The sequence below is a fragment of the Trichlorobacter sp. genome (assembly GCF_034008105.1).
GTDB lineage: Bacteria > Desulfobacterota > Desulfuromonadia > Geobacterales > Pseudopelobacteraceae > Trichlorobacter.
Genome location: NZ_JAVEPN010000016.1, coordinates 67031 through 80678 on the forward strand (window position 1 = coordinate 67031; position 13648 = coordinate 80678).

A 13648-nucleotide genomic window follows, 5' to 3' on the forward strand; every position below is an offset into this window, starting at 1 on the left:
TTTTTGGGGGGTTGCATGTCCGATCTGACCATCTCGCACACTCTGTCCGGTGACGGCACGCTGCTTGAAGTGGCTCTGGCAGGCCGCCTGGCCATCGATACCACTCCCGAGCTGCTGGCGTTGCTCCGGGATCAGCTGCCAACGGCCAGCAAGACACGGCTCAACGTTGCGGCCCTGACAGACATCGACCTGTCCGGCATGCAGCTGATCTGTTCGGCCTGCCGTACGGCGCAGGAAATGGGACATTCGTTCAACTTCAGCGCAAGCTTGGCGCCCTGCGTGCAAGAAGCGATCAGCGTGGTGGGCCTGCAACGGCACACCACCTGCAAACACACTATTGATCAACCCTGTCTCTGGTGCGGAGGACTCAACTAACATGGCAAAGGTAATCATGACGGCCGACGATTCGGCCAGCGTTCGTCAGATGGTCAGCTTTACCCTCAAGCAGAACGGCTACGAGGTGGTTGAGGCGGTGGACGGCAAGGACGCCCTGACCAAACTGGGCAGCCAGAAGGTGGATATGCTGATCACCGACCTGAACATGCCCAACCTGGACGGCATCGGCCTGATCAAAGGGGTGCGGGCCGGTTCGCTCAACAAGTTCATCCCGATCATCATGCTGACCACCGAATCCCAGGAATCACGCAAGTCCGAAGGCAAGAGCGCCGGCGCCACCGGCTGGATTGTCAAGCCGTTCAAGCCGGAACAGCTGATCGCCGTGGTCAAAAAGGTACTGGGCTAACCATCCGGGCAAGGGGTGCAGACTATGATGGAACAGGCGATCGCCACCTATCGCGAAGAAGCCGGCGAGCTTTTGGCCGAACTGGAAACCTCCCTGCTGGAACTGGAGGAAAACCCCCAGGACGATGACCTGATCAACCGCGTCTTCCGGGCCATGCATACCATCAAGGGATCGGGCGCCATGTTCGGGTTTGATGACATCGCCCGTTTTACCCACGAGGTGGAAACGGTCTTTGATCAGGTGCGCAACGGCAAGCTGTTTGTCACCCGCCCCCTGCTGGACCTGACCCTGCAGGCCCGCGACCAGATCAGCACCATGCTGCAGGCCTCGGCCGGCGGACCTCCGGCCGATGAGGCGCTGGGGCAGCAAATCATCGCCGGGCTCCAGGCCCTGCTGCCGCAAAGTAACGCCCCGGTTGTTGCCGAAGAAAAAACAGCCGAACCCGCCGCGGCACAGGGCGAGGCGTGTCAACGCACCTTCCGGATCCGCTTCAAACCTGCACCCGAAATCATGCTGGGCGGCACCAACCCGCTTAACCTGCTGAATGAACTGCGCAGTCTGGGGCGTTGCGAGATCGTGACCCATCTGGATGCCATCCCGCTGCTGGGCGATCTGGTGCCTGAACAATGCCACTTCTACTGGGATATCATCATCTCCACTCCCCACGGCATGGATGCCTTGAAGGATGTCTTCATCTTTGTGGAGGACGACTGCGAACTGAAGATCGACCTGGTCAACGACACCTGCGCCATCACCGCCGAAGGAGACGCCAACTACAAGAACCTGGGCGAAATTCTGGTGGAGCGTGGTGATCTGTCCCCGGTAGAGATGCAAAAGATCCTCTCGATGCAGAAACGGTTCGGCGAACTGCTGGTAGAACAGGGGATCGTGCCCTCCTCCAAGGTGGAAGCGGCGCTGCTGGAACAGAAAGAGGTGCGTCAGGCCCGTCAGCAGCATGTTGCGCAGGACAGCGCCCTCTCGATCCGGGTACCAGCCGAGCGGCTGGACTATCTGGTGAACCTGGTGGGCGAACTGGTAACGGTACAGGCCCACCTTTCCCAGACCGCCGATGAAAAAAACGACGGCGACATCATCACCATAGCCGAGGAGGTGGAGCGGCTGATCTCCGAGTTGCGCGACACCACCCTCACCATGCGGATGCTGCCGATCGGCTCCACCTTCAGCAAGTTCAAACGGCTGGTACGGGATCTGTCCACCGAACTGGGCAAGGAGATCGATCTGGAGACCTCCGGCGCCGAGACCGAGCTGGACAAGACCGTGATCGAAAAACTGAATGACCCGCTGGTACACCTGATCCGCAACAGCATCGACCACGGCATCGAGATGCCCGAGGTACGCCGGGCTGCCGGCAAAGCGCCCACGGGGATCATCCACCTGGGGGCCGTACACTCCGGCGACAGCGTACTGGTTACCATCCGCGACGACGGCGGCGGACTGGACAAAGAGGCGATCCGCGCCAAGGCCATCGAGCGTGGCCTGATCACCGCAGCCAGCGAACTGTCCGACAAAGAGATCTACAACCTGATCTTCGCCCCCGGTTTTTCCACCGCCAAGGCGGTCACCAGCGTCTCGGGCCGCGGCGTGGGGATGGATGTGGTCAAAAAGGCGATCGAGGCGTTGCGCGGCAGCATCGACATCAACAGCACCCCAGGCAAGGGCTCGGTGATCACCCTCAAGATACCGCTGACCCTGGCCATCATCGAGACCCTGCTGGTGCGGATTGACGACAACTTCTTCGTGCTGCCGCTGGCCATGGTGGAGGAATGCATCGAACTGAGCCGAGCCGATGTAGAGGCAGCCCACGGCCGCAACCTGGCCCATGTGCGCGGCACCCTGATCCCCTACGTCTCGCTGCGGGAGCAGTTCGGTATCAGCGGCAAGCAGCCCGAGATTGAACAGGTGGTGATTGCCGGTGTCAATGGCAGCCGGATCGGCTTTGTGGTGGACGATGTGGTGGGCGAACATCAGACCGTGATCAAGACCCTGGGCAGAATGTACCGCGACGTACAGGGCATCTCCGGCGCCACCATCCTGGGCGATGGCACTGTTGCCCTGATCCTGGACCCATCCATGCTGGTGCGTGGCGCCGAGCAGGTGGAGCTCCGGCAGTTCAACTAGCCACCTGTTTCACGTTCAGCGGGGCAGGAGATGTGCCTGCCCCGTTTTTTTTGCGTAACGCCCTCTTTTTTTGCTCCCCTCCTTGCAGTGCCCAAAAGCCTTGCTATACTTCCCTTCACCGTGATCAAACAGGCCTCAGGCTTGTTGCGCTGTCAGCTTACCGAAGGTAGCAAAAACTCATACCACATGCCGCACAGGAGGAAACCATGCTGAGCAACATCAAGATCGGAAAACGGATGGGGATGGCCTTTACACTGGTGCTGATTATCATGCTGGTGCTGATCTGGCTCGGCATCCGGGGCATGTCGCACATCAACAGTGACCTGGAGCGGATTGTCAAGGTCAACGCCGTGCGGATCAACTATATCAACCATATGGAGACCAACATCCAGAACATCGGCATTAACATGCGCAACATCATCGTCAACGACGATCCTGAGAAGAAACAGGAATACAACCAGCGCATCGCCGGGTTCCGCGAGGAATACGCCAAGGCCTTTAAGGCAACCGAGGAGCTGACCACCAAGACCGATACCAAGTCGTGGGAGATCATCACCAAACTCAAAGAGACCGTTGCCGCCTCCCGAGGGCATAACAACAAGGTGATCGAGCTTGGGCTGACCAATAAAGATGCCGAGGCGGCCCAGTACCTGAGCAAGTTTGCCGCGCCGGTCGAACGGGCCATGATGGAGGAGCTTGAGGCCTTGCTGAAACACAACTATGAGCGTAACGAAGCCCGCTACCAAGAGGCTGTTGCCACCTACAACAGTTCACGCAATCTGATGCTGATGCTGGGCTGCATCGCCCTGGTGTTGTCGATCGTGATCGCCGTGGTGCTGACCCGCGGCATTGTATTGCCGCTGAACGAGGCGGTGGGGGTGGCCAACAGGATGGCTGGCGGTGACCTGACCATGGAGGTGAATGTCACTTCCAAGGATGAGACCGGCCAACTGTTGGAAGCCATCAAGAATATGGTGGAAAAACTGAAGCATGTGGTGGGCGATGTGGTATCCGCCGCCGACAACGTGGCGGCCGGCAGCCAGGAACTCTCCTCCACTGCCCAGCAGATGTCGCAGGGTGCCACCGAGCAAGCCGCTTCAGCGGAAGAGGTCTCCTCCTCCATGGAAGAGATGGCCTCCAGCATCAAGCAGAACACCGATAACGCCCTGCAGACTGAGAAGATCTCCATGAAGTCGGCCACCGACGCCAAGGAAGGCGGCAAGGCGGTCAAACAGACCGTTGATGCGATGAAGGAGATCGCCACCAAGATCTCGATCATCGAAGAGATCGCCCGCCAGACAAATCTTCTCGCTCTGAACGCCGCCATCGAGGCAGCTCGGGCCGGCGAGCACGGCAAGGGCTTTGCCGTGGTGGCCTCCGAGGTACGCAAGCTGGCCGAGCGCAGCCAATCGGCCGCCGGCGAGATCAGTGAACTGTCGGCCCGCAGCGTACAGGTGGCCGAGACCGCCGGCGATATGCTGGAGAAGATGTTGCCCGATATCCAAAAGACCGCGGAACTGGTGCAGGAGATCACCGCCTCCAGCAAGGAGCAGGACACCGGCGCCGACCAGATCAACAAGGCGATCCAGCAACTGGATCAGGTGATCCAGCAGAACGCCTCGGCCTCCGAGGAGATGGCCTCCACCTCCGAGGAGCTTTCCAGCCAGGCCGAACAACTCAAAGACGCCATCTCGTTCTTCAAACTGGACCTGGCCGGCAAATCGCAAGCTCAACGCAAAGCTGGCAAAAAGCTGCAGATCGCCCACGCAACTTCCATCAAGGCCGGCGCGCCGGCCAAGCGCACCCCCACCGGCGGTGTTGATCTCGACCTGAGCCATGCCGGGGCCGACCACCTTGACGACGAGTTCGAAAAATTCTAGGAGGTCGCCATGAGCGTGAATAGCATTACCGAAACCGTTCAGTACCTGACCTTCAAGCTCGACGAGGAGGTGTTTGCCCTCGACGTGGCCAAGGTGCGGGAGATTCTGGAATACAACAGCGTCACCAAAGTGCCCCAGACCCCTGAGTTTATGCGGGGGGTAATCAACCTGCGGGGCAGCGTGGTGCCGGTGATCGACATGCGACTCAAGTTCGGCATGTCGGCCACGGAACAGACGGTCAACACCTGTATCATTGTGGTCGAGGTAAACATGGAGGGTGAAACCAGTGTGCTGGGTGCCCTGGCCGACTCGGTGCAGGAGGTGGTTGAGATGGAACCGGAGCAGATCGAGCCGGCCCCACACATCGGCACCCGTCTGAACACCAATTTCATCAAGGGGATGGGCAAGCATGAAGGTGACTTCGTGATGATCCTCGATATCGACAAGGTGTTCAGTGAAGGAGAGATTGCCGCCGTTGCCTTGAGTTCGGGCTCGGCTCCATAATCAGACCTCCCGAACAGGGCTCAGGTTTCCTGGGCCCTGTTTACGTTTCTACCTGCAAAGGAAGCCCTTCACCATGTCACACACCATGACCGACCAGGAATTGATGGAAGAGCTGCAACTCCGTTTCGAGCGGAGCCGCAAGGCCTTCAGCGATCTGACCACCGTCACCCTGCGCCTGAGGGAGGTGAACCAGAAACTGGAATACTCAGAACGGCTTAAGAGCAACTTCCTGTCAAATATCCGCAACGAGATCAGCGACCCGATGGGTGGGCTGCTGGTGCTGTCCAGCCAGATCATGGCCCAGGCAGCACAATCACCGGAAGTTGCCCGGCTGGCCGGTCTGATACACCATGAGGCGCTCAACCTGGTCTTTCAACTGCGCAACATCTTTATGGCAGCCGAACTGGAGGCGGGCGCCAGTCACCCGTGCCCGACCAAGATCCCGCTCGAAAGCCTGCTCAAGGACACCCTGGAAGACTTTCAGCCCGTGGCAGACCATGCCAGCGTCAGTCTCAACGGCTCGGTACTCAGCCAGGACGGAAATCCGCCCGCCCTGGTCGTCTGTGATTCCGAAAAACTGGCCCTGATCATGGCGAACCTGGTCTCCAACGCCATCAAGTTCAACAAACCAGGTGGAGCGGTCACGGTGACGCTTGGCTGCCTGAACGACGGACTGCAGGTGCAGGTGGTGGACACCGGCATCGGCATCCTGGAGGAGGATATACCCAAGATTTTTGCGCGCTTCAGCCAGCTCGACACCGGCAGCACCCGGACCCACCTTGGCCACGGCTTGGGCCTGTGCATCGTCAGGTCGCTGGTGGATCTGCTGGACGGCAGGATTGAGATACACTCCCAACCCCAAACCGGCAGCAGCTTTACGGTATGGCTACCAGACCTGCAGACCGAGGCAGGAGCCGAAACCTATGGGGTCGGCAGCAACCTGTTTCTGTTTGATCATGAATCAGATCAGGCGTGATAACGCGGTATGAGTGAGCAGGAATCTGCCCGACATTTTCTCTTTCCAGGCACACTTTATGCTTCACGTGAAGAGTGCCGGATCACCACCGTACTGGGCTCCTGTGTGGCGGTCTGCCTGTGGGACAAGGTCTATGGCGGCGGCGGCATGAACCACTTCATGCTGCCACTCTGGAATGGTGAGGGGCTGGCCACTCCCAAGTACGGCAGCATCGCCATGGATAAATTGCTGGAACGGGTGCTGCAGCTTGGCTGCCGCAGAGAGTATCTGGTGGCCAAGCTGTTTGGCGGGGCCAACATCACCGGTACCGGTAACGAGGCCTTTATGATTGGCGACCGCAACGCTGCCCTGGCCCTGCAAACCCTGGAAGAATGGAAGATAGCGGTGGTTTCGGCCGACCTGGGCGGACGCCAGGGACGCAAGGTGATCATGAATACCCTGACCGGTGTCGTGTTGGTGGGAACCGACAAGAGCAAGGCCTGATCAACTCAATCCCTTACAGCAGCGCGGAATATGCTAGGATGCAACCATGACCAAGATAGAGCTGACGCCAAGCCTGAATATCATGCGCCAACACGAATTTGAACGTTTCAGCGCACTAATCTACGATGAAGCCGGCATCAAGATACCGCCCGCCAAAAAGACCATGCTGGAGGCCCGGCTGCAGAAACGCTTGAAGGCTCTGGGCATGCATAGTTTTGAGGAGTATGCCGATTTTGTCTTCAGCCTTGAAGGCCAGCGTCAGGAGATGGTGCACCTGGTGGATGTGGTCACCACCAACAAGACCGATTTTTTCCGCGAGCCGCAACATTTCGATTTTCTGGTCAGGCAGGTGCTGCCCAACCTGCGTCACGGGCGTGAAGGCAGTGCGTTGCGTGCCCCGTTCAAAATCTGGAGCGCCGGTTGTTCTACCGGTGAAGAGCCCTACACCATGGCCATGGTGCTGTACGAGTATGCCCAGGCCCATCCCGGCTTCCGCTTCACTATCACCGCCTCCGATATCTGCACCCGGGTGCTGAAGACCGCCAAGGCCGCCATCTATCCAGAAGATCGGGTTGATACCATCTCACTTGCCTTCAAACAAAAATATCTGCTGCGCAGCAAAGACAAAAAAAAGGGATTGGTCCGCATCTGCAGTGAACTGCGCAGCCACGTCAGCTTTAAACGGATCAACCTGATGGATGACGAACTGCCTATCAGCGAGCGTCAGGATGTGATCTTCTGCCGCAATGTGATCATCTATTTTGACAAACCGACCCAGACCCGCCTGATGCACAAGTTTCACAAACGGCTGGCACCGGGCGGTTTCCTGTTTCTCGGTCATTCCGAGACCTTAAACGGGCTGGATGTGCCCTTCAAATCGGTGGCCTCGACCGTTTATAGAAAAGTATGAAGCGTTTCAGAGAGCTGGAACTTCGCCACATCTACCTGCAGCCGGGAGAACTGTTCGTTGACAATCAACCGGCACTGGTGCAGACCATTCTTGGTTCCTGCGTATCGGTGACCCTTTTCTGCCCACGTGGTGGTTTTGGCGGCATCTGCCACGCACTACTTCCAACCGGCAAACCTGATGAGCCTGGACGGCACGTGGATGGCGCGGTCAGGCTGTTGCTGGATCGGATGCTCGGCTTTGGCGCCCGTCACCAACTGCTGGAGGCCAAGCTGTTTGGCGGCAGCCGGGTGCTGGGGGTGCCCCCCGCGCAACGGCTGACCGTGGGCGAACAGAATGTTGCCTGTGCCAAAGAACTGCTGCACAAGCTGAACCTGCAACTGGTTGCCGACGATACCGGCGGGCTGCGGGGACGGATGCTGTTTTTCAACTCCGGCAGCGGCGAGGTGTTCATCCGCAAGGTGCGCAACAGCACGCTGGACGATATAAACCAAGAGGTCGCTACCCATGGCTAACAAGATAAAGGTGCTGGTGGTTGATGATTCTGCGGTTGTACGCCAAACCTTAAGCGACATCCTCAACTCCGACCCCCAGATCGAGGTGATCGCCACCGCTGCCGACCCTTTTTTGGCCGCTGAACGGATGCGGACCATCGTGCCGGATGTGATCACGCTGGATGTGGAGATGCCCAAGATGGATGGCCTGACCTTCCTGCAGAAGATCATGAGCCAGCATCCGATACCGGTGGTGATGTGCTCCAGCCTGGCCGACATGGGCAGTGAAACCGCGCTCAGGGCCTTGGAATACGGGGCGGTGGATATCATTACCAAGCCCAAGATGGGTACCCGACAATTTATTGAGGAATCACGCATCCAGATCTGCGATACCATCAAGGCCGCTGCCTCGGCTCGGGTCGAACAGCACCGGCCGCAACGGGACGTAGCGCCCAAATATTCGGCCGATGTGATGATCGAAAAGCCAACCTCGCGGGCCATGGTGCAGACCACCGAAAAGGTGGTGGTGGTGGGCGCCTCCACCGGCGGCACCGAGGCATTGAAGGTGTTTTTGGAGTCGCTGCCCGAGGATACGCCCGGCATTGTGATCGTGCAGCATATGCCGGAAAACTTCACCGCCGCCTTTGCCAAACGGTTGGACAGCACCTGCAAGGTGACCGTAAAGGAGGCGGCCGATAACGACACCGTGGTGCGGGGGCGTGCGCTGATCGCGCCGGGCAACAAACACACCCTGCTCAAGCGCAGCGGCGCCCGCTACTATGTGGAGGTGAAAGACGGCCCGCTGGTCTCCCGCCACCGGCCGTCAGTGGATGTGCTGTTCCGTTCGGCCGCCCGCTACGGCGGCAAGAATATCGTCGGGGTGATCATGACCGGCATGGGTGATGACGGCGCCAAGGGGATGAAGGAGATGCACGACGCCGGTGCTGTGACCATCGCCCAGGATGAGGCCAGCTGCGTGGTGTTCGGCATGCCCCATGAGGCGATCAAGCAGGGTGGCGTGGACAAGATACTCCCCCTGGAACGGATCGCCCCAGAAGTTATGAAGTTATCTATTTAAGACCGTACAACAGGGCCGACTTGACCAGTCGGCAGCCGGTGTGCTACAGCAGCCAGACACTAAATGCAACCTTCACGCTAGGACTCGCGCATGGCGGCACCCACAGGACAAGATCAGGATCTGCGCTTCTTTATCGGCCGACAGCCGATCCTTGATCTCAATCAGGAGATTGTGGGCTACGAGCTGCTGTTCCGGGCAGCCGGCCACCATGAGACCGCCCAGTTTGAGAGCCAGGCCCAGGCATCGGCCTCGGTGATCGCCAGCGCTCTGTCAGAATTCGGCTTTCAGGAGGTACTGGGGGACAAGTTCGGCTTTCTGAACATCACCGCCGGGGTGCTGCACTCCGAGATACTGGAACTGCTGCCGATCGAGCAGTCGGTGCTGGAGATCCTCGAAAACATCGAGCTGGACGACAACGTCCGGCTACGCTGCCAACAACTCAAGGCCCAGGGGTTCCAGATCGCCCTGGACGACCACGTCTACTCTCCCGACCACGCCTCTTTTTATAAATTTGTCGATATTATCAAGGTCGATCTGATGGAGACCGACCCTGAAGAACTGCCCAAGATCGCGGCTGAACTGCGCAAGTTCCCGGTCAGACTGCTGGCTGAACGGGTGGAGACCATCGAACAGTTCAACCAGTGCGTCAAGTACGGTTTCGAGCTGTTCCAAGGCTACTTCTTCGAGCGGCCGGTGGTGCTGAACAAAAAGCGGATCGATCCTTCCGGCCTAGCTATGATGAAACTGCTCAAACAGTTGAACGCCGATTGGGACATCAACGAGGTGGAAGAGACCTTCCGCGAAAACCCCACCCTGACCTTCAACCTGCTCAAGCTGGTCAACTCGGTCATGTTCGGCATGCGGGAAAAGATCAAGAACCTGCGCCACGCCATCATGATGCTGGGGATTAACCACCTGCGGCGCTGGGTGCAACTGGCCCTGTTTGCCGGCAAGGATGAGCGCGGGCTCAATTCGCCCCTGCTGGAGATGGCCGCTGTACGCGGCCGCCTGATGGAGATCCTGACCATGCGGCGTAGCGGTCTGCCCCGCACCAGCGATGTGGTGGAGGCAGCCTTCATGGCCGGCATCCTCTCGCTGTTGGATGTGCTGTTCGAGACCGATATGGAAGAGGTGGTCAGCAGCCTGAACCTGAGCGACGAGGTGGCTGCCGCCCTGCTGCGGCGCGAAGGCCAGTTGGGACAACTGCTGCTCCTAACTGAAAAACTGGAAAAAACCGACTTCGTCGCGGTACAGGACATCCTCGAACAGAGCGGCATCACCTTTGAACAGCTGTTGTCCGCCCAGCTGGACGCCTTCAACTGGCGCAACAGCATCGTGCAGGACCAGCGTCGCACCTAAGCTGCCCCTTGACCCTGCCCTGCTTTTAGGCTAGTCTTATCCGTCCTAACCGGACACATCTCCTCAATCCGGTTCTATCCATGACTATCACTGCCATAATTCCCGCTCGTTACGGTTCCACCCGCTTTCCCGGCAAGGCCTTGGCCGACCTGTGCGGCAAGCCGATGATCCAGCACGTCTACGAACGGACCAGCCAGGCCCGCCACCTGTCGCAGGTGATCGTGGCCACCGATGACCAGCGTATCGCCGAGGCGGTGACCCGCTTCGGCGGCACCGTGGCCATGACCTCCCCCGACCATGAGACCGGCACCGACCGTCTGGCCGAGGTGGCCCAAACCCTTACCAGCGACATCATCGTCAATGTCCAGGGCGATGAGCCGCTGATCGACCCAACCATGATCGATCAGGCCATTGGACCGTTTTTGAGCGATGGCGGACTGCAGATGGGCACCCTCAAATGCCGTATCAGCTGCCTGCACGACTTCCTCTCGCCCAACGTGGTCAAGGTGGTCACCGACGCCAACAACGACGCGCTCTACTTCTCCCGCTCGCCGCTGCCGTTTTTCCGCGACAAGTGGCAGGACTTGAAAGACGACGCCTTTGCCTCGGGCAAGCTGCTCTGCTACAAGCATGTCGGCCTGTACGTCTACCAGCGCGACTTCCTGATCCGCTACGCCGCCTTAACCCCTACCCCGCTGGAGACGGCCGAAAAACTGGAACAGTTGCGGGCGCTGGAAAACGGTGTACGGATCAAGGTGGTGGAGACCAACTTTGAATCACTGGGTGTCGATACCCCTGAAGATCTCACCAAGGCCCGCGAACGGCTGATGAAACAAGGATAACGCATGACTGCACGCGCAAAACATCAGGAGCAGAATTCCATGAAAACCAAGTTTATCTTTATCACCGGCGGCGTGGTCTCCTCCATCGGTAAAGGCCTGGCAGCCGCCTCGCTGGGCGCCCTGCTGGAGGCCCGTGGCCTACGGGTGACCATGCAGAAGCTGGACCCCTACATCAACGTCGACCCCGGCACCATGTCTCCCTTCCAGCACGGCGAGGTGTTCGTCACCGACGACGGCGCCGAGACCGACCTGGACCTGGGCCATTACGAGCGCTACACCTCGGCCAAACTGTCCAAGAAGAGCAACTTCACCACCGGCCAGGTCTACTTCTCGGTGATCGACAAGGAACGCCGCGGCGACTACCTGGGCGGCACCGTGCAGGTCATCCCCCATATCACCGATGAGATCAAGAGCAAGGTGCTGGAAAACGCCAAAGGGGCCGACGTGGCCATCGTCGAGGTGGGCGGCACCGTGGGCGACATCGAATCACTGCCCTTTCTGGAGGCGATCCGCCAGCTGCGTCACGACCGCGGCCATAGCAACACGCTGTACCTGCACGTCACCCTGGTGCCCTACATCCGCACCGCCGGCGAGCTGAAGACCAAGCCGACCCAACACTCGGTGATGGAGCTGCGCAAGATCGGTATCCAGCCCGACATCCTGGTCTGCCGCTGCGACCGTGAGCTGCCCCAGGACATGAAGCGCAAGATATCACTGTTCTGCAACGTGGATGAATCCTGCGTGATCCAGTCGGTGGACGCCGAACATATCTACGCCGTACCGCTGGCCCTCAACAAGGAGCGGCTGGACGAGCAGGTGGTGGAGAAGCTCAACATCTGGACCAAGCAGCCCGACCTGACCCACTGGCAGAATGTGGTGGAGACCCTGCGCCACCCCAGCCACGGTGAAGTGCGGATCGCCATTGTCGGCAAGTACGTCGACCTGACCGAGTCCTACAAATCCCTGGCCGAGGCGCTGACCCACGGCGGCATCGCCAACGACTGCCGGGTCTACCTCAAGTACATCGATGCCGAAAAGCTTGAAGAAAACGGCGTGGACGGCTGGCTGGACGATGTGGACGGCGTGCTGGTGCCGGGCGGCTTTGGTGAGCGCGGCACCGAAGGCAAGGTGCTGGCCATCGAGTATGCCCGCACCAAACAGATCCCCTTCTTCGGCATCTGCCTGGGGATGCAGATGGCGGCGGTTGAGTTTGCCCGCAACGTCTGCGGCCTCAAAAAAGCCTGCTCCACCGAGTTCAAGCCCGACTGCAAAGAACCGGTGATCCACCTGATGGAAGAGCAGAAATCAGTGCATAAAAAAGGCGGCACCATGCGGCTTGGGGCCTGCCCCTGCACCGTTACCAAAGGCACCAAGGCCTTTGCCGCCTACAACGAGACCGAGATCTCCGAGCGTCACCGTCACCGCTACGAGTTCAACAACACCTTCCGCGAGATCATGACCACCAAAGGGCTGGTATTGTCCGGCATCAACCAGCAAAAAGACCTGGTGGAGATCATCGAACTGCCCGAGCACCCCTGGTTCCTGGCCTGCCAGTTCCACCCGGAATTCAAATCCAAGCCGCTGGTGCCGCATCCGCTGTTCAAGGCCTTTATCGGCGCCTCCCTGGGGCACCGCAACAAACAGTAAGTGTTGTACACCATATACACAACAAAAGGGACCGGCTCATAACCGGTCCCTTTTTAGACAGTAGCGCAACAACCGCTCTCACGGCAGCGGCGCAAGCCCCTGCGGCGGTAACAGCCGCCGCTGCCAGCCAGATCGGTAAACCCTACGACTGGACCGCTCTTATCGCATGGCTACTGCGCAGGGATTGGCAAGATGATGATAGCTGGTTCTGCAGCGAGCTGGTGGCGTGGTCTTTTCATCAGGGCCGCTCGCCGCTGTTTCGGCCCGATATCCTGCACCGGGTAACGCCCGAGCATCTGGCCATGCTGGCACCGGCGGTTATGGTGGGGGTGGTGAATAAGTGATTGGCGCGCCTGGCAGGACTCGAACCTGCGACCATCCGCTTAGAAGGCGGATGCTCTATCCAACTGAGCTACAGGCGCGTGATGGAAAGGTCTTTAATTCTCTGTAAGCGGTTTCTGTTTTTCTTTTGTCAATCGGCATTGAAAATTGACCCACCATCGGCGTCCAAAATTGACCCACCCCAGCGGTTAGTTTTTGTGTGAATTTCTGGTTTTGATTCTCCAGCTTTCATTCCCTGTTTCTACAATCTCGCAG

Annotated in this window: 14 protein-coding genes and 1 tRNA gene; 14 read left to right on the top strand and 1 reads right to left on the bottom strand. The window is 59.0% G+C overall.

Annotated elements, in window-relative coordinates:
- Window positions 1-15: 15 nt before the first annotated feature.
- The 14 genes from RBQ93_RS10520 to RBQ93_RS10585 all read left to right on the top strand — a co-directional run bounded on the left by RBQ93_RS10520 (window position 16) and on the right by RBQ93_RS10585 (window position 13395).
- On the top strand, window positions 16-375 hold the full coding sequence (locus tag RBQ93_RS10520) for an STAS domain-containing protein (RefSeq protein WP_320372077.1): 360 nt from the start codon (window positions 16-18) through the stop codon (window positions 373-375).
- Between the two features lies 1 nt (window position 376).
- Window positions 377-742, top strand: coding sequence for a response regulator (locus tag RBQ93_RS10525; protein WP_320372078.1), 366 nt, complete (start codon window positions 377-379; stop codon window positions 740-742).
- Between the two features lie 24 nt (window positions 743-766).
- Window positions 767-2881, top strand: a complete 2115-nt coding sequence (locus tag RBQ93_RS10530) for a chemotaxis protein CheA (RefSeq protein WP_320372079.1) — start codon at window positions 767-769, stop codon at window positions 2879-2881.
- Between the two features lie 206 nt (window positions 2882-3087).
- Window positions 3088-4761, top strand: a complete 1674-nt coding sequence (locus RBQ93_RS10535; RefSeq protein WP_320372080.1) for a methyl-accepting chemotaxis protein — start codon at window positions 3088-3090, stop codon at window positions 4759-4761.
- Between the two features lie 9 nt (window positions 4762-4770).
- A complete protein-coding gene (locus tag RBQ93_RS10540; protein ID WP_320372081.1) occupies window positions 4771-5265 on the top strand; it encodes a chemotaxis protein CheW in 495 nt (164 codons plus the stop codon).
- 73 nt (window positions 5266-5338) lie between these two features.
- Complete coding sequence (locus RBQ93_RS10545) at window positions 5339-6241, top strand: HAMP domain-containing sensor histidine kinase (RefSeq protein WP_320372082.1); 903 nt, start codon at window positions 5339-5341, stop codon at window positions 6239-6241.
- A 9-nt stretch (window positions 6242-6250) separates the two neighbouring features.
- Window positions 6251-6724 carry a chemotaxis protein CheD gene (locus tag RBQ93_RS10550; RefSeq protein ID WP_320372083.1) on the top strand — a complete coding sequence of 158 codons (474 nt, stop codon included), beginning with the start codon at window positions 6251-6253 and terminating at the stop codon, window positions 6722-6724.
- Window positions 6725-6770: 46 nt separating this feature from the next.
- Complete coding sequence (locus RBQ93_RS10555) at window positions 6771-7634, top strand: protein-glutamate O-methyltransferase CheR (protein ID WP_320372084.1); 864 nt, start codon at window positions 6771-6773, stop codon at window positions 7632-7634.
- Window positions 7631-8146, top strand: a complete 516-nt coding sequence (locus RBQ93_RS10560; protein ID WP_320372085.1) for a chemotaxis protein CheD — start codon at window positions 7631-7633, stop codon at window positions 8144-8146. The genes RBQ93_RS10555 and RBQ93_RS10560 overlap by 4 nt, the downstream gene beginning before the upstream one ends.
- On the top strand, window positions 8139-9203 hold the full coding sequence (locus RBQ93_RS10565; protein ID WP_320372086.1) for a chemotaxis response regulator protein-glutamate methylesterase: 1065 nt from the start codon (window positions 8139-8141) through the stop codon (window positions 9201-9203). Before RBQ93_RS10560 ends, RBQ93_RS10565 begins: the two co-directional genes overlap by 8 nt.
- Before the next feature lie 90 nt (window positions 9204-9293).
- Window positions 9294-10562 carry an EAL and HDOD domain-containing protein gene (locus RBQ93_RS10570; protein WP_320372087.1) on the top strand — a complete coding sequence of 423 codons (1269 nt, stop codon included), beginning with the start codon at window positions 9294-9296 and terminating at the stop codon, window positions 10560-10562.
- 80 nt (window positions 10563-10642) lie between these two features.
- The gene (gene kdsB / locus RBQ93_RS10575; protein WP_320372088.1) at window positions 10643-11404 is read left to right on the top strand and encodes a 3-deoxy-manno-octulosonate cytidylyltransferase; all 762 of its coding nucleotides are present in this window, start codon (window positions 10643-10645) and stop codon (window positions 11402-11404) included.
- A gap of 39 nt (window positions 11405-11443) precedes the next feature.
- Window positions 11444-13051 carry a CTP synthase gene (locus RBQ93_RS10580; RefSeq protein ID WP_320372089.1) on the top strand — a complete coding sequence of 536 codons (1608 nt, stop codon included), beginning with the start codon at window positions 11444-11446 and terminating at the stop codon, window positions 13049-13051.
- A 221-nt stretch (window positions 13052-13272) separates the two neighbouring features.
- The gene (locus RBQ93_RS10585; protein WP_320372090.1) at window positions 13273-13395 is read left to right on the top strand and encodes a hypothetical protein; all 123 of its coding nucleotides are present in this window, start codon (window positions 13273-13275) and stop codon (window positions 13393-13395) included.
- Between the two features lies 1 nt (window position 13396).
- On the opposite strand, the gene RBQ93_RS10590 is transcribed toward RBQ93_RS10585, so the two are convergent.
- Window positions 13397-13473: transfer RNA gene (locus RBQ93_RS10590), tRNA-Arg, on the bottom strand.
- Window positions 13474-13648 lie beyond the last annotated feature (175 nt).